This is a genomic window from Streptomyces sp. NRRL F-4489 (genome assembly GCF_001509485.1).
GTDB lineage: Bacteria > Actinomycetota > Actinomycetes > Streptomycetales > Streptomycetaceae > Streptomyces.
In genome coordinates this window covers 23,475-38,323 of the sequence record NZ_LLZI01000046.1, presented here as the reverse complement: position 1 = coordinate 38,323, position 14,849 = coordinate 23,475, and the positions used below count along the sequence as shown (strand labels likewise).

Below are 14,849 nucleotides of genomic sequence, written 5' to 3'. Positions count from 1 at the left end.
GCCAGGGGAAGGCCACCTGGGCTCGGGAGCGGCGTAAGGGGCGCCGGGAGGGGACGACCGGGCGGGGACGACCGGGCGAGGGCCAGGCTGCCAACTGCCACCGCCCGGATTCAGGCACCCCGCTCCCCCGCCACGCCCGGCCCCGGCCCCGGGGCCGGCCCCGGGGCCGGCCCCGGCGGCAGCGCCAGGCACAGCGCCTCCAGCGCCCCCGCGAAGGCGTGCTCGGGCGGGGTGCCGTAGCCGAGGACCAGACCGTCGCGGGCGGGTACGGGGCTGCCGGGGTGGCGGTAAGGGGACAGGCCGTTGACGGCCAGGCCGAGGCGGGCGGCGGCGCGGAGGGTCTGCGGTTCGGTGCCGGGCGGCAGGTCGAGGACGGCGTGCAGTCCGGCGGCGATGCCGGAGACCGTGAGGTGCGGGGCGTGCGCGGCGAGGGTGGCCACCAGCTGGTCGCGGCGGCGCCGGTAGACGCGGCGGGTGCGGCGCAGATGGCGGTCGTAGGCGCCGGCGGCGAGGAATTCGGCGAAGGTGAGCTGGCTTACGGAGCCGACCCACAGTTCGCGGGTGCCCTTGGCGGCGGTCAGCGCGTCGGCGAGGTGGTCCGGAACCGCCATCCAGCCGAGGCGGAGGGCGGGCGAGAGGCTTTTGCTGACCGAGCCGAGGTAGACCACGCGGTCGGGGTCGAGTCCTTGAAGGGCGCCGATCGGTTCCCGGTCGTAGCGGAACTCGCCGTCGTAGTCGTCCTCCAGGACCAGTCCGCCGGTGGTGCGGGCCCAGTCGATGACGGCGGCGCGGCGCTCGGCGTGCAGCGGGCCGCCGGTGGGGAACTGGTGGGCCGGGGTGAGCAGGACGGCGCCCGCGCCGGTGGCGGGCAGCGCGGCGATGTCGGCGCCGTGCGCGTCGACGCCGAGCGGGACGAGGTCGCGGCCGCCGGCGGCGAGCAGTGAGCGGTGGAACTCCAGGCCGTAGGACTCGACGGCCACCGGGCCGCGCAGGACCGTGCCGAGCAGGGACAGCGCCTGGGCGACGCCGGCGACGACGATGATCCGGTGCGGGGCGGTGCGGACGCCGCGGGCGCGGGCGAGGTATTCGGCCAGCTGGGCGCGGAGTTCGGGCCGGCCGCGCGGATCGCCCACGCCGAAGGCGTCGTGGGGGGCGGCGGCCAGGGCGCGGCGGGTGGCGGCCAGCCAGTCGGCGCGGGGGAAGGCGGCGGCGTCCGGGGACGTGGGCAGCAGGTCGTAGGCCGGCCGCCGGGGCGGTGCGGCGGTGTGGTGGGGGCGCTGCCGCGGGAGGGGGGTGCCGCGGCGGGCGACCCGCGTACCGGAGCCCTGACGGGCCGTCAGCCAGCCCTCGGCGACCAGTTCGCCGTAGGCGGCGCCGACGGTATTGGGGGCGATGCCGAGGTCACGGGCGAGGCTTCGGTACGGGGGCAGCCGGGTGCCGGGCGCCAGCCGGCCGCTGCTGATGGCCTCGCGCAGGGCGCGCATCAGCCGGTCGCGTTTGGAACCGGGGCCGGCCAGCTCCAGATGGAGGTCGGCGCCCGGCGCCTGCTCCCCGCCGTCCGCACCGCTCCCCCGGGAATCGACCCGTGAATTGCCCCAACGATCCGCCATGGAAATGCACCATACCGTGGGGCTATTCGCGGCCTAACGTTCTGGTCATGACAGCGAATGAGACAGTTCGGACGGCAGTGGCAGGTCAGGCGGCGGTGGCAGTTCGGACCGGCGAGGCAGATGGGGCAGTGGGGGCGGCGGGGGCCGCAGGGACGACCGGGGCCGGTGAGCCGGTGCGGATTCCGCAGCGGATGGACTTCCCGCGCGTCGCCCCGGAGGTCTTCCGGGCCGTGCTCGCCCTCGACACCGCCGCCCGCGCCGGGCTGGACCCGGTGCTGCTGGAACTCGTACAGATCCGGACCGCACAGGTCAACGGGTGCGCGTACTGCGTGGATTACCACCTCGCCGACGCCCGGGCGGCGGGCGAGCGGGCCGAGCGCCTGGACCAGCTCGCCACCTGGGAGGACGCCAGTGTCTACACGGCGAAGGAGCGCGCGGCGCTGGCCCTCGCCGAGGCGGTCACCCGGCTCCCGGAGGGCGTTCCGGACGCCGTCTACGACGAGGCGGCGCGCCACTTCGGCGAGCGGGAGCTGGCCCAGCTGATCGCGCTGATCTTCACCGCGAACGCCTGGAACCGCATGAACGTCACCACCCGCCGGGTCCCGGGCACCCGCTGAGCACCCACGCCCGGTTGGCACCGATGCCCGCTTGGCACCCGAGCGCCCGCCCCTCGACCAGGAACCGGACACCCCCATGACCACCGGCACCACCGCCCCGCCGCTCCTCGGGGAGCGTTCCCCGGCCCGCGGGTGGGGCGCGGTCCTCGCCGTCGCGCTGGGCATCTTCGCGCTGATGACGTCGGAGTTGCTGCCGGTCGGGCTGCTCACCCCGGTCGGTGCGGCGCTGGCCGTCCCGGAAGGCACCGCCGGACTGATGGTGACCGTGCCGGGGCTGGTGGCGGCGGTGGCCGCGCCGCTGGTGACGGTGGCCACCGGGCGGCTGGACCGGCGGCTGGTGCTGGTGCTGCTGATCGGCCTGGTGGGCGCGGCGAATCTGGTCTCCGCGCTGGCCGGCCACTTCGCGGTGGTGCTGGCGGCCCGGGTGCTGGTCGGGGTCGGGGTGGGCGGTTTCTGGTCGTTGGCGGGCGGTCTCGCGGTGCGGATGGTGGAGCCGCGGCGGGTGGCGCGCGCCACCGCGGTGATCTTCGCCGGGGTGCAGACCGCGTCCGTGCTGGGGGTGCCCGCAGGCACGCTGCTCGGTGATCTGGCCGGCCGGCGGGCGGCGTTCGCGGCGGTCGGCGGGCTGGGCCTGCTGGCCGCGGCGGGGCTGGCCGTGCTGCTGCCGGCCCTGCCGCCGGAGCACGCGCCGACCCTGCGCGCCCTGCCCCGGGCGCTGCGCTCCCACCCGGCCCTGCGCACCGGGCTGGCGCTGACGTTCCTCGTCGTGACCGGGCACTTCCTGGCGTACACCTTCGTCCGGCCGGTGCTGCACGACCGCGGTACGGCCGAGGAGTTGACGGGGCTCGCGCTGCTGGCGTTCGGGGCGGCCGGGATCTGCGGGAACTTCGCGGCCGGGGCGCTGGCGGGACGGCGGCCGCGCGCCACCGCGGCCGGGCTCGCCGCGGTCCTGGCGGTGGCGCCGGCGGCGCTGGCCGCGACCGGCCGCGGTACGGCGGGCACGCTGGCGCTGCTGGTCCTGTGGGGCCTGGGGTACGGGGCGGTGTCGGTCACCTTCCAGACCTGGACGATGCGGGCGGCGCCGGCTGCCGGGGAGGCCGCGTCCGCGCTCTACGTGGCGGTGTTCAACGTGTCCATCGCCCTGGGCGCACTGTCCGGCGGTGTGCTGGTGGACGCGCTGCCGGTGGCGTCCGCGCTGTGGTCCGGGGCGGCGCTCGCGCTGGCCGCGCTGGCGACGGTCGCGGCGACGTCGTACGGCGGGCGGCGGGCCGTCGCGAAAACGGCTGCGGACGCCCGGTCCGACCGGTGATCATGGGGCCATGCGGACGACCTCAGCGCAGCCGGCGGTGCGCCGCCTCGACTTCGGTTACTTCATCCGGCCCGCGTCGGAGACCGGCGGCCCGCGGCCCCGGGTGGAGCCGGCCCTCGGCTATCTGGTGGAGCACGAGCGGGGGCTGCTCCTCTTCGACACCGGCATCGGCGCCGCCGACCCGGAGACCGAGGCCCACTACCGGCCCCGGCGCCGCCCGCTCCCGGAGGCGCTGGCCGCCGCCGGCGCGGCCCCCGGGGACATCGCGCTCGTCGTCAACTGCCATCTGCACTTCGACCACTGCGGCGGCAACCCCCTCCTCGCCGGCACGCCCGTCGTCGTCCAGGACGTGGAGCTGGCCACCGCCCGCCGCGGCGGCTACACCGTCGACGCCCTGATCGACTTCCCCGGCGCGGTCTACGAGGAGCTCTCCGGCGAGGCCGAGATCTGGCCGGGCGTCCTGGTCGTCCCGACCCCCGGGCACACCGACGGCCACCAGTCGCTGGTCGTCCGGCGCGCCGACGGCGGCACGGTGGTGCTGGCCGGACAGGCCCATGACACCGCCTCCGACCACGCGGCCGGTGAACTGGCGCGCCGGGCCGCCCTCGACGGCGCCGTCCCGCCGCTCCCGGACTACGCCCCCTGGCTCGACCGGCTCGCCGCCCTCGACCCGCGCCGCGTCCACTTCGCGCACGACGCGTCGGTGTGGGAGCCGATCGGGCTCAGCTGACGCTGGCCCCGGTACCGCCCCAGCCGGGCACCGGGGGCAGCGGCCACGGCGGCGGCACCGGGAGGCCGTTGCCGCCGACCGCCACCGGGGCGCCGGGGGCGCGGCCGGCCAGCCAGGCCAGCAGGGCGTGCCCGGGCCCGGCCGCCACCGGCCCGGCCCCCGGGGTGACGGTCCAGGTCCGGCCGAGGTCCACCGCCTCGATCCGGGCCACCGGGAACTCCCGCGCCGCCAGCGCCGGAACGGTGGTCTCCAGCGCCCGCAGCACATACCCGGCGGGCCAGTCCGCCGTCCCGTAGCCGGCGTCCAGGTCCACGTGGTGGGTCTCCAGCTCCCGCAGGCACCGGAACAGCGTGAACCACGCTGGATGCGCCCACCCGGCCAGCGCGGTGACCAGCCTGGGCCACGCTTCGGCGGGCAGTGCGCGGGCGTCCGCGATGAGCCGCCCCAGCGCCCCTCGCACGTCCGCGGCCTGCTCCGCCGCCGGGCGCCCCGCCCCGTCCGCGACCGCCCGCGCCAGCTCGTCCTTCCCGGCGCGCGGCCCGGGCTCGACGCCCGTCCGGGCGAGACCCAGCAGCCAGGTGTACACGTCGAGGCTGCGCGCCACATGGGTCAGGACGTGGCCGCGGGTCCAGCCGGGGAGCCGGGAGGGGGCGCGCACCTGCGCGTCGGTGAGCCCGCCGGCGGTCGCGCCGAACCGCGCGCCGGACCGCGTGATCTCCTCGATGAGCCGGGCCGCGCCGGCCCCGCCGCTACCCTGCACCATGGCCTCCGACTCCCCGGCCGCGCCCGCGCCCGCCGCCCCTGCCGCGTCCACCGTCATCCACCCCGTCCCCTACCACTCCCAGTGGGCCTCGCCCGGCCTCGTACCGGCGATCCTGGACGGGTCCCGGCCGGCCGCCGAGGACCCGCGCTGGGCCGAGTACGGCGCCAACGACCCCGAAGAGTACGCCTGGTGGTCCTGGCGGCTGTGCGGGGTGGCCTGCCTGCGGATGGCGCTCGGCTTCTGGCGCGGCGCCGCGCCCACCGCCATGGAGCTGGCCGCGGAGTGCCTGGCCGCCGGGGCCTACGTACGCCACGCCGAGGGGCTGCACGGCCTGATCCACGCCCCGTTCGCCGCCTACGTGGAGCGCCGCTGGGGCCTGCCCGCCCGGTCCCGGCCCGACCTCCCCCCGGCCCGGCTGCCCGCCCTGCTGCGCGCCGGGCAGTTGGTGCTGCTCTCCGTCCACCCGTCCATCCGGGACGCCGACCCGGCCCCACCGCACCGGGGCGGCCACCTCGTGCTGGCCGTCGGGGTCACGCCGGACGCGATCGTGGTCCACAACCCGTCCGGACTGCCCGGCCGCTCCCAGGAGTTCGCCCACGTCCCCTGGGAGACGCTGGACCGCGTCTACGCGCGCCGGGGCATCGTCCTGGGCCCCGGCGACTGACCGCCTCCGGGGGCACGCGCCGCCCGGCCCGGGCCGCCGCCCTACCCCGACGGGTGATGGCCAACTCCCGCTCCGACAAGGGAATATGGGGCGCACGCCAGGCGTTGGAAGGCCACGGGGGGCGGGACATGCGGGAGAGCGACAGCGCGACCGAGCGACGGCAGCGGCGGCCTCACGGCATCCCCTACGGAGCCATCGGCCTGTGCCTGGCGCTCGTGCTCAGCGTCGCCGGGATCGCCTGGGCGGCGGGGCTGGACGAGTCCGGGGTGGAGGTCGCCCCGTCCGGCGCGGACACCCTCCGCCCGGTGGCCACCCCGGCGACGGTCCCGGCCCCGCGTCCCGCGGGCCTCCCCGGCCCGGATCCGCGGTCGCGTCCGCGGTGACCGGGCCGGCCGCGCCCCAGGGCGGGCGGCCCGGCGCGGCGCCCCCACTCCCGCCTCCCCCGCTTCCTAGAGTGTCGGGACAAAAGGGGCGCACCGCCGGAGCCCTTCCCGGCTACGGCGCGCGCCCCGCCCCTCCTCCGGACGAACGAGGGCCCGCCCCATGGAGATGCACCGACCGCCCGCCCCGGCAGCGCCCAGGAACCCCGGCCTCAAACGGGACATCGGGCTGGTGGGCCTGATCTGGACCTCCGAGGGGTCCATCATCGGTTCCGGATGGCTGTTCGGCGCGCTGTTCGCGGCCCAGGCGGCCGGTACGGCGGCGCTGGTCTCCTGGGGCATCGGCGCGGTGGCGATCGTCATCCTGGCGTTCGTGCACGCCGAGCTGGGTGCGATGTACCCGGTCGCGGGCGGGACCGCGCGCTTCCCGCACTACGCGTTCGGCAGCGCGGCCGGCGCGTCGTTCGGCTGGTTCTCCTGGCTCCAGGCGGTGACCGTGGCGCCGATCGAGGTGATGGCGTCCCTCAACTACCTGAGCGTGCACGCCCCCTGGGTGCAGACCGGCAAGAACCACCTCACCCCGGCCGGCTACGGCCTCGCGGTCGCCTTCATGGCGTTCTTCGTGGTGGTGAACTCCTTCGGCATCAAATGGCTGGCCCACACCAACAGCGTGGCGACCTGGTGGAAGGTGGCCGTCCCGGTCCTGACCATCGTGGTGATGGGCGCCGCCGTCTTCCATCCCGGCAACTTCGGCCACCAGGGCTTCGCGCCGTTCGGCGCCAAGGGCGTGCTCTCCGCGATCAGCACCAGCGGCATCATCTTCGCGCTGCTCGGCTTCGAGCAGGCGGACCAGCTGGCGGGCGAGAGCCGCGATCCGGCGCGGGACATCCCCCGGGCGGTCATCGGGTCGATCCTCATCGGGGTGCTGGTGTACGTGGCGCTCCAGGTGGTGTTCATCGGGGCGCTGCCGCACAGTGCGTTCGCGCACGGCGGCTGGGCGGACCTCTCGTTCAGCGGCAAGGCGGGCCCGTTCGCCGGCCTGGCCGGCACCATCGGGCTCGGCTGGCTGGCGACCCTGCTCTACATCGACGCGGTGATCTCGCCGTCCGGGACGGGCCTGATCTACGTGACCGCCACCTCCCGGGTGTCCTACGGGCTGTCGCGGAACGGCTATGTGCCGGCCGCGTTCGAGCGCACCACCGGGCGCGGGGTGCCGTGGCTGGGGTTGCTGACCGCGTTCGTCATCGGGCTGGTCGTCTTCCTGCCGTTCCCCACCTGGCAGAAGCTGGTCGGGTTCGTGACCTCGGCGAGTGTGCTGATGTACGCGGGCGCCCCGCTCGCGTTCGGGTGCCTGCGGAAGCAGGATCCGCACCGGCCGCGCCCGTACCGGCTGCCCGGCGGGCTGTTCTGGGCGCCGGTGGCCTTCATCGTCGCCAACCTCATCATCTACTGGGCGGGCTGGGACACGCTGTGGCGGCTGGGCGTGGCGATCGTCCTCGGCTATCTGCTGCTCGGCGCCTCGGCGCTGTTCCGGCTCAACCCCAAGGTGCCGCACCCGGACTGGCGGAGCGCGCAGTGGCTGCCGGTGTATCTGCTCGGCATGGGCGTGATCTCCTGGCAGGGCGGCTTCTGCAGCACCGGCCCGGCATCCCGGGCGTCCTGCGGGGCGACGGACGCGCTTCCGCTGTGGTGGGACATGGCGCTGATCGCGGTCTTCAGCCTCGCCATCTACTTCTGGGCGCAGGCGGTACGGCTGCCGGCCGCGGAGACCCAGGAGTACATCGGGTCGGTGGAGGTGGTGCCCGGGGGGTGAGCGGGGGCCGGGCGGGGGCGGCGGCCGACGTACGTGGGGAGCGGCCGTGGTACCGGGGGAACGCCCGCCGTATCCGTACGGAAACCGGGCCTGGCGCGGCCGGAATCGCCCCCGTGCAGGGGCCGGACGGGGCGTGCGCCGGGGTTACGGTGGCACCCCGAGGGGATCCGGTCACCCGTCACCCCGCAGGGCGCCAGACGGCCGGTGAGCGCTTCCGCCCCACGTCGCTGACCTGGGCAAATGTACCCTTCCACCCTACCCTCGCAGGGACATCGGACACGGACACCGGCAGGGACATCTGCGCCGGACGACGGGACCAGGGGGCGGTATGCGCGCGACGGACGGGGAGACGGAGCCGGAACGGACCGGCGGCGAGGTGCGGGTGGAGCGGGACATCCGCACGGTGGAGGACGTACTCCGGCTGCTGGACGGCCTGTTCGCGCCGGACGCGGACCGCTGGACGGCGGGGGCGGCCGACTGGTGGGACGGCTTCTACGGCGACCGCGACCGGCCGGTGCCGTTCTTCGTCGCCGAACCGGACGAGAACCTCGTCTCCTACGTGGCGCGCGGTCTGGTCCCGCCCGGCCGGGCGCTGGACCTGGGCTGCGGTCCGGGCCGCAACGCCCTGCACCTGGCCGGGCTGGGCTTCGCGGTGGACGCCGTCGACCTCTCGCCGGCCGCCCTCGCCTGGGCCGGGGACCGGGCCCGCGCGGCCGGCGCGGCGGTCCGCTTCCACCACGGGGACGCCTTCGCCCTCACCGCCCCGGACGGCCCGCTGGCCGGCCCGTACGACCTGGTCTACGACTCCGGGTGCTTCCACCATCTGCCGCCGCACCGCCGGATCAGCTATCTCGCCCTGCTCGACCGGGTGCTGGCCCCCGGCGGCCACTTCGGGCTGACCTGTTTCGCGGCCGGGGAGATGGGGTCCGAGCTGCCCGACGCCGCGTTCTACCGCCGGTCCCGGCTGGAGGGCGGTCTGGCGTACACCCCGGAGGCGCTGCGCGGGATCTTCGCCGGGCTGACCGAGGTGGAGCTGCGCCGGATGCGCGACGAGCCCCCGGAGTCCGGGCGGTTCGGCGAACGGTTCCTGTGGACGGCGCTGTTCCGGCGGCCCGGCGGGACGGGCGGAGGCGGGGCGTAGCCGCCGGCGGGACGGCGGGAGCCGTGGCGCGTAGCCAGCCCTCGTCGGACCGGCCATCCGCCGACCGCACCGGGCGCCGCACCGACCCGACACCACCCCACGCTTTAGTAGTTGCGCAAGTCTTGGGGGTACTGTCGGGCTGTCGTCGACTCCATGGGTCGGTCCGTACAGGAGGCCAGGATGACCGCGGTCAGCTTTCCCGTGCGCGGGACCACGCGCGCCAAATCGGCCTGGGGCAGGATGCTCGGGCGCGGGTCGCTGGTCCGGCGGCTCGACTGGATACTGTTCGGCGCCGCGTTCGCGCTCTCCGGGATCGGCGCGCTGCTGGTCTTCTCCGCGACCCGCGGCCGGATGCAACTCAACCAGGGCGACCCGTACTTCTTCGTGGTCCGGCATGTGCTCAACACCGGCATCGGCCTGGCCCTGGGCGCGCTGACCCTCTGGTACGGGCACCGGCGCCTGCGCGACACCGCCGCCGTGCTGTACGCGGTGACGGTGCTGCTGGTGGCGCTGGTGCTGACGCCGGTCGGCGCGACCATCAACGGCTCCCGCCGGTGGATCCTGATCGGCGGCGGGATGTCGGTGCAGCCCGCCGAGTTCGTCAAGATCGCGATCGTGGTCGCCCTGGCGGTGGCGCTCACCGCCCGGGTGGACGCCGGTGATCTGACCGCGCCGGACCGGCGCGGCATCGTCCGGGCACTGGCCCTGGGCGGTGTGCCGGCCGTACTGATCCTGCTGACGCCGGATCTGGGGCAGGTCATGGGCATCGCGGCGATCGTGCTGTGCATGCTGGCCGCGGCGGGGGCGCCGAAGCGGTGGATCCTGGGGCTGCTGGGGACCGGGCTGGCCGGCTGCCTGGCGGTCTGGCAGTTCCATCTGCTGGACCAGTACCAGATCAACCGGTTCGCGGCGTTCGCCGACCCGCAGCTCGATCCGTCGGGCGTCGGCTACAACACCAGCCAGGCCCGGATCGCCATCGGCGCCGGCGGCCTGACCGGCTCCGGGCTCTTCCACGGCGCCCAGACCAACGGGCAGTTCGTGCCCGAGCAGCAGACCGACTTCGTCTTCTCGGTCGCCGGCGAGGAGTTGGGCTTCCTCGGCGCGGGCCTGATCATCGTCCTCATCGGGGTGGTGCTCTGGCGGGCCTGCCGGATCGCGCGGCAGTGCCCCGATCTGTACGGCACGGTCGTCGCGGCCGGGATCGTCGGCTGGCTGGCCTTCCAGGCGTTCGAGAACATCGGCATGAACCTCGGCATCATGCCGGTCACCGGGCTGCCGCTCCCGTTCGTCAGCTACGGCGGCTCGTCGATGTTCGCCGGCTGGGCCGCCATCGGTCTCCTCCAGTCGATAAAGACCCAACGCCTCATGTCGGCCTGATCGGGCGGCCGGCGCCGGGGCGGTGGGCTTACGGTCGCGCCGGCGGGCCCCGGCGACGGGCCCCGGCGGCGCTCCGGCGGGCTCAGCGCGCCGCGATCCCGCTCGTGACGATGGCGGCCTTGAGGGGGGAGGCCACCTCAGTCCACGGCTGGGCGAAGCCGTTGCCGCCGCCGTGCGCGATGACGTTGCCTCGGATGTGGGCGCCCTTGGCGTCCCCGGCGTAGAAGGGCCCGCCCGAGTCCCCGCACTGGCCCAGGGAACTACGGTAGACGTGGGGCCGGGCAGGCGCCGATCGGAGACCTTCCCGTACGTGAACCGGCGGCCTGCGGTCTCGACGGTGGCGCCGTTCTCCCAGCAGTGCCCGGCGGTGGTCACGAACACCGTGCCGCCGCTCTCGCGCACCGCGTAGCCGGACGAGCAGATCTCGCCGTTGCCGGCGAGGCCGGAGCCGCCGCTGGAACGGCGGGGTTTCGTCCCGCCGGCCGCATACGAGCCGCCCGCCCCGGGCACCACACGCCGGGTCGCGGTGCGTTCAGCGGGACCTGCGGGGGTCACGGCCGTCCTCCAGGGCGTCCGCTCCCGCCGGGCGTAATTCTGTTGTCTTCGGCCGTGCCGCACCGGCACATTGGGCATCAGGACCACCGGCCCCGGTGCCGTTATCGCATCAACCCACCCCCCATCTGCCTCGCCGCTCGCCCGGCATCTTCGCCCCCGCCTGCCCACGTCCCCTTCCTTGCCGTGCGCGGGCCCGGCATCCGCCCCGACCGAGAGGAGATGACCTCGATGAAGGCCACCCCGACCGTGTTAGGCGTCGTCACCGAACCGGCACCGCCCGGCTGGTGGAAGGCCAACCGGCACAAGTTCTTCGGCATCGCCGGTCTGCTGACCGGCTACTGGATCGGCACCCACCTCCACGGCGCCCCGGACCAGCGGCCACCCGGCCCCCGCCCGGCCCACAGCGCCCCGGCATCGACCGCCCCGGGCGCCGACCACGGCACCCACCCGGCCCTCGACCGGTCAGCGGGGTGAGGCGGGCCTGACGGCAGGAGGCGTGGCAGGTGACGGGCGGACCGATTCGCGGTCCTGTCGTCACCCTGCCGTCACCCTTCCGTCCGCTGCGCGGCGAATATCCCGCGCAGACGGCTGCCGTTGGCGATGGCCAGTACGCCCAGCAGTGCGAGCCCGCAGACGCCCTGTTCTATCTTCAGCCAGAGCGGGAACGGTCCGGGGAGCGCGATGATCACGGCGATGGCGGCCGTCATGACCGCCGAGACGATCCGCAGCCGGCGGTAGGCGCCTCGCGAGCCCCTGGCCGTACGGACCGCGAAAGCGAAGGTCAGCAGGGCGCTGAGGACGACGATGCCGGCGCGCACCCACACCGCGTCGTTCACGGCCGCGGCGTCACCGCGCAGCAGACAGATCACCGCGAGGGTGAGCACACTGAGGGCGAGGTAGCCGCCGACGAGCAGCTTGACGCTGCGCAGGGCGGCCACGCTGCGCGGGTGGCGCAGCGCTTCGGCGGGAACCGCGGTGGGGCGCGCGCTCCGGGCGTTCATCGTCATCATCCTTCGGTCGTGGGCGAGTTGGCGGCGGAGGGGCCTCGCGCCCTGCCCCGCACGGTCGCTTTCAGCATCCGCCCGCCGTACGGCGCGTTCATCACCCTCGCGGACGACTCCCGCGGCGCTCCGTCTCAGGGATGGATCGGGGCCGACCCGTACGGGCCGCGCCACCGCGTCTCAGGGTCACCCCCGCCCCGGCGCCGACCACCGCCCGGTCGGGCCCACGCCCGGCCCGGCGCCGCCCGCCATCCGCCGACCACCGCCCCGCTCAGTCCCGCCGATCCCGCGCCGCGTCCGCCTCCCCGCCGCCGTTCCCCCAGCCCCGTTCCAGCAGATCGAAGATCTCGCGCATGGCGCCGTCGGGGTCGTCGGTACCGCGGACCAACTGCGGCGCCTGGAGGGCGAAGCGGGCCAGCGCGGCGCACCGCAGATCGCCCTCGGCCGCCCCGGCGGCCTCGGCGAGCGCGGCGGCCAGCGCGGTCTCGTGGCGCAGCCACATGCGGTCCTGGTAGTCGCGCAGCGCCGGGGTCGTCTCGACCATCGCGTAGAAGTCCTTGACGTCCGGTTCGTCGCTGTGCAGGTCCAGTCGGGTGCACATCAGGTGCTCGCACAGGGCGTCCAGGGCGGAGCGGCCGGGCGCCCGGTCGCGGACCGCGGCGACCATGCCCGCCTCCAGATCCTCGTCGAGGTCGAAGACCAGCGACTCCTTGCTGGGGAAGTGCTTGAACAGCGTGGTCACCGACACATCCGCCGCCTCCGCGACCTCCCGCACGCCGACGCTGTCGTAGCCGCGCTCCAGGAAGAGCCGCAGGGCCGCGTCCGCCAGCGCCTGGCGGGTGCGGGCCTTCTTGCGCTCTCGGCGCCCCATCGTCTCGGTCATGGGAGCCATCCTAGCCGCACGGTTTAACCGATCAGCATGTTGCACCGCTACGAAAGTTTAGCGGTTGCACTTTTGGTGCTCCCTGTGCTCTTCTTGCCATGGGCCGCCGCACCGGGGCCGCGCCGATCCGGCGCCGCCCGTACCGCCCGGCCTTTCCACGTTTTCGACGTCCCTTTCTCCGAACCGGGGGGTTCCCTCATGTCCAACACGTCCGCACACCCGCCCGCCCACCGGTCCGCGCCCCTGACCGCCTCCCGGGACGGCCGTCCGCCCCGGATAGCGATCGCCGGCGGCGGCCTCGGCGGCCTGGTCTGCGCCCGCGTGCTCCAGCTGCACGGGCAGCCCGTCACCGTCCTGGAGCGCGAGTCCTCGCCCACCGCCCGTACACAGGGCGGCAGCCTCGACCTCCACCCCGGCAGCGGGCAGGACGCGCTGCACGCCTGCGGCCTGTTCGAGCAGTTCAGCGCCCTGGCCCGGCCCGAGGGCCAGGAGTACCGGCTGATGGACCGCACCGGCGCGATGCTGCGCCACCTGGTGCCCGAGGAGGGCGAGCCGGCCCGGCCGGAGATCGACCGCGGCCAGCTCCGCGGCCTGCTGCTGGACTCCCTCGCCGAGGGCACCGTGCGCTGGAACGCCGGCGTGGAGGCCGTCACCCCGCTCGGCGACGGCACCTGCCGGGTGACCCTCGCCGACGGGACCACCGAGGACTACGACCTGGTCATCGGGGCCGACGGGGCCTGGTCGCGGGTCCGGGCCGCGGTCTCCGGCGCCCGGCCCGACTACACCGGCGTCGCCTTCATCGAGTCGTACGTCAGCGACTGCGACCGCCGCCACCCCGAGCTCGCCGCCCTCGTGGGCCCCGGCACCCTGATGGCCAAGGACGGCGGCCAGGGGCTGTTCGCCCAGCGCAACAGCAACGGCCAGATCCGGGTCTACAGCGCCTTCCGGGCCCCCGAGGACTGGCACGCCGGCCTCGACCTGACCGACCCGGAAGCCGTCCGCGCCCATCTCCTGGCGCGCTACGCGGGCTGGGACGAGAGCCTGCTCGCACTGCTGCGGTGCGGCGACGCCGAGTTCATCCCCCGCCCGCTGTACGCGCTGCCCGTACCGCACACCTGGGAGCACGCCCCCGGCCGCACCCTGCTCGGCGACGCCGCCCACCTGATGCCGCCGCTCGGTGTCGGCGCCAACCTCGCCATGCTGGACGGCGCCGAACTCGCCCAGGCGCTGGTCCGCGAGGAGTCCGTCGCGGACGCGGTGCGCGCCTACGAGAAGGTGATGCTGCCGCGTTCGGTCGAGACCGCCGCCGAGTGCGCCGAGGGCCTGGCCCATCTGCTCCCGGAGTCCCCCGGCGCCGAGCAGCCGTACCCGGAGATCCCCGGTATGCGCGCCGTCTGACGCCAACCGGTGCCGGCCGACACCGCCGCCGACCGCCCAACTGCACCCGTTCCGCAGCGGTGTTGAGACATTTCCACAGCCCGCCCAGGGCCGGAATGGCTTTAGTATCCTGCGAGAACGCGAAGAAGGTGGGCCATGACGATCACGGGGGACGTCACCGTCGTCGTGCACGACGACGCCGGTGACGAGCAATTGGACGCGACGACCCGTCAGCTGGCGGACGAGTTGCGGGAGCTGGAGCTGCCGGAGGTCGCCCGGGCGCGGCAGGCGGGCGCGGCCGGCGGCAAGAGCGGGCTGGTGGAGTCGGTCAGCACGCTGGTGCTCGGCGGCGGCTTCTCGGTCGCCGTCCTGCGGTCGGTGACCCGCATCGTGCAGGACGTGATCCGGCGCAGCGGCGCCCGCAAGGCCGTCCTGGTGAGCGGCGGGCACCGGCTGGAGATCCAGGGGGCGTCGAAGCGGACGACGGACGCGGCGGTGGACGCCTGGATACAGGCGGTGGCCGCCGAGGCGGACCCGTCGGCGGGCGGCGCGGGCCGCCCGGGAGCGGCGCGCCCCGCCGCGCTGGAGGGCCCCGCGGGAGACTCCTGATGCGCCGGCCCGGCCGCGCC

The 14,849-nt window shown here is 75.3% G+C and carries 15 protein-coding genes; 11 read left to right on the top strand and 4 right to left on the bottom strand.

Annotation, left to right across the window (positions count from 1 at the left end):
• Positions 1 to 110 precede the first annotated feature (110 nt).
• Positions 111 to 1,610, bottom strand: a complete 1,500-nt coding sequence (locus ADL22_RS06260) for a PLP-dependent aminotransferase family protein (RefSeq protein WP_066974509.1) — start codon at positions 1,608 to 1,610, stop codon at positions 111 to 113.
• Positions 1,611 to 1,801: 191 nt separating this feature from the next.
• On the opposite strand from ADL22_RS06260, the gene ADL22_RS06255 reads away from it, so the two are divergent.
• The 3 genes from ADL22_RS06255 to ADL22_RS06245 all read left to right on the top strand — a co-directional run bounded on the left by ADL22_RS06255 (position 1,802) and on the right by ADL22_RS06245 (position 4,266).
• Positions 1,802 to 2,227, top strand: a complete 426-nt coding sequence (locus ADL22_RS06255) for a carboxymuconolactone decarboxylase family protein (RefSeq protein ID WP_066974507.1) — start codon at positions 1,802 to 1,804, stop codon at positions 2,225 to 2,227.
• Positions 2,228 to 2,303: 76 nt separating this feature from the next.
• Positions 2,304 to 3,536: an MFS transporter gene (locus ADL22_RS06250; protein ID WP_066974505.1), complete on the top strand. Its 1,233-nt coding sequence runs from the start codon at positions 2,304 to 2,306 to the stop codon at positions 3,534 to 3,536.
• 10 nt (positions 3,537 to 3,546) lie between these two features.
• Entirely contained in the window at positions 3,547 to 4,266 is a 720-nt protein-coding gene (locus tag ADL22_RS06245; protein ID WP_066974503.1) for an MBL fold metallo-hydrolase, read from the top strand.
• Here the strand turns inward: ADL22_RS06245 and ADL22_RS06240 are convergent.
• On the bottom strand, positions 4,259 to 5,029 hold the full coding sequence (locus tag ADL22_RS06240) for a maleylpyruvate isomerase family mycothiol-dependent enzyme (protein ID WP_079063878.1): 771 nt from the start codon (positions 5,027 to 5,029) through the stop codon (positions 4,259 to 4,261). The two genes, ADL22_RS06245 and ADL22_RS06240, sit on opposite strands and share 8 nt — an antisense overlap.
• Here ADL22_RS06240 and ADL22_RS06235 point away from each other — a divergent pair.
• The 6 genes from ADL22_RS06235 to ADL22_RS06210 all read left to right on the top strand — a co-directional run bounded on the left by ADL22_RS06235 (position 5,028) and on the right by ADL22_RS06210 (position 11,433).
• Positions 5,028 to 5,693: a C39 family peptidase gene (locus ADL22_RS06235; protein WP_066974501.1), complete on the top strand. Its 666-nt coding sequence runs from the start codon at positions 5,028 to 5,030 to the stop codon at positions 5,691 to 5,693. The two genes, ADL22_RS06240 and ADL22_RS06235, sit on opposite strands and share 2 nt — an antisense overlap.
• Positions 5,694 to 5,821: 128 nt before the next feature.
• Positions 5,822 to 6,076 carry a hypothetical protein gene (locus ADL22_RS06230; protein WP_066974495.1) on the top strand — a complete coding sequence of 85 codons (255 nt, stop codon included), beginning with the start codon at positions 5,822 to 5,824 and terminating at the stop codon, positions 6,074 to 6,076.
• Positions 6,077 to 6,236: 160 nt separating this feature from the next.
• The gene (locus tag ADL22_RS06225; protein ID WP_066974492.1) at positions 6,237 to 7,886 is read left to right on the top strand and encodes an APC family permease; all 1,650 of its coding nucleotides are present in this window, start codon (positions 6,237 to 6,239) and stop codon (positions 7,884 to 7,886) included.
• 382 nt (positions 7,887 to 8,268) lie between these two features.
• Complete coding sequence (locus ADL22_RS06220) at positions 8,269 to 9,027, top strand: class I SAM-dependent methyltransferase (RefSeq protein ID WP_066974629.1); 759 nt, start codon at positions 8,269 to 8,271, stop codon at positions 9,025 to 9,027.
• Positions 9,028 to 9,207: 180 nt separating this feature from the next.
• Positions 9,208 to 10,404, top strand: a complete 1,197-nt coding sequence (gene rodA, locus ADL22_RS06215; RefSeq protein WP_066974490.1) for a rod shape-determining protein RodA — start codon at positions 9,208 to 9,210, stop codon at positions 10,402 to 10,404.
• Between the two features lie 801 nt (positions 10,405 to 11,205).
• The gene (locus ADL22_RS06210; protein WP_159048587.1) at positions 11,206 to 11,433 is read left to right on the top strand and encodes a hypothetical protein; all 228 of its coding nucleotides are present in this window, start codon (positions 11,206 to 11,208) and stop codon (positions 11,431 to 11,433) included.
• A gap of 71 nt (positions 11,434 to 11,504) precedes the next feature.
• Here the strand turns inward: ADL22_RS06210 and ADL22_RS06205 are convergent, their stop codons facing one another.
• Complete coding sequence (locus ADL22_RS06205; RefSeq protein WP_066974486.1) at positions 11,505 to 11,960, bottom strand: hypothetical protein; 456 nt, start codon at positions 11,958 to 11,960, stop codon at positions 11,505 to 11,507.
• Positions 11,961 to 12,231: 271 nt separating this feature from the next.
• On the bottom strand, positions 12,232 to 12,843 hold the full coding sequence (locus ADL22_RS06200) for a TetR/AcrR family transcriptional regulator (RefSeq protein WP_066974484.1): 612 nt from the start codon (positions 12,841 to 12,843) through the stop codon (positions 12,232 to 12,234).
• Between the two features lie 198 nt (positions 12,844 to 13,041).
• Between ADL22_RS06200 and ADL22_RS06195 the strand changes: the two genes are divergently transcribed.
• Positions 13,042 to 14,241, top strand: a complete 1,200-nt coding sequence (locus tag ADL22_RS06195) for an FAD-dependent oxidoreductase (protein WP_079063877.1) — start codon at positions 13,042 to 13,044, stop codon at positions 14,239 to 14,241.
• A gap of 135 nt (positions 14,242 to 14,376) precedes the next feature.
• Positions 14,377 to 14,829, top strand: a complete 453-nt coding sequence (locus tag ADL22_RS06190) for a hypothetical protein (RefSeq protein WP_066974482.1) — start codon at positions 14,377 to 14,379, stop codon at positions 14,827 to 14,829.
• The last annotated feature ends 20 nt before the right edge of the window (positions 14,830 to 14,849 follow it).

What these genes read in the sequence shown, in the direction of transcription:
- ADL22_RS06260 (WP_066974509.1), bottom strand. Translation starts at nt 1,610, where the DNA reads ATGGCGGATCGTTGGGGCAATTCACGGGTCGATTCCCGGGGGAGCGGT.
- ADL22_RS06255 (WP_066974507.1), top strand. Translation starts at nt 1,802, where the DNA reads ATGGACTTCCCGCGCGTCGCCCCGGAGGTCTTCCGGGCCGTGCTCGCC.
- ADL22_RS06250 (WP_066974505.1), top strand. Translation starts at nt 2,304, where the DNA reads ATGACCACCGGCACCACCGCCCCGCCGCTCCTCGGGGAGCGTTCCCCG.
- ADL22_RS06245 (WP_066974503.1), top strand. Translation starts at nt 3,547, where the DNA reads ATGCGGACGACCTCAGCGCAGCCGGCGGTGCGCCGCCTCGACTTCGGT.
- ADL22_RS06235 (WP_066974501.1), top strand. Translation starts at nt 5,028, where the DNA reads ATGGCCTCCGACTCCCCGGCCGCGCCCGCGCCCGCCGCCCCTGCCGCG.
- ADL22_RS06240 (WP_079063878.1), bottom strand. Translation starts at nt 5,029, where the DNA reads ATGGTGCAGGGTAGCGGCGGGGCCGGCGCGGCCCGGCTCATCGAGGAG.
- ADL22_RS06230 (WP_066974495.1), top strand. Translation starts at nt 5,822, where the DNA reads ATGCGGGAGAGCGACAGCGCGACCGAGCGACGGCAGCGGCGGCCTCAC.
- ADL22_RS06225 (WP_066974492.1), top strand. Translation starts at nt 6,237, where the DNA reads ATGGAGATGCACCGACCGCCCGCCCCGGCAGCGCCCAGGAACCCCGGC.
- rodA (WP_066974490.1), top strand. Translation starts at nt 9,208, where the DNA reads ATGACCGCGGTCAGCTTTCCCGTGCGCGGGACCACGCGCGCCAAATCG.
- ADL22_RS06205 (WP_066974486.1), bottom strand. Translation starts at nt 11,960, where the DNA reads ATGAACGCCCGGAGCGCGCGCCCCACCGCGGTTCCCGCCGAAGCGCTG.
- ADL22_RS06200 (WP_066974484.1), bottom strand. Translation starts at nt 12,843, where the DNA reads ATGACCGAGACGATGGGGCGCCGAGAGCGCAAGAAGGCCCGCACCCGC.
- ADL22_RS06195 (WP_079063877.1), top strand. Translation starts at nt 13,042, where the DNA reads ATGTCCAACACGTCCGCACACCCGCCCGCCCACCGGTCCGCGCCCCTG.
- ADL22_RS06190 (WP_066974482.1), top strand. Translation starts at nt 14,377, where the DNA reads ATGACGATCACGGGGGACGTCACCGTCGTCGTGCACGACGACGCCGGT.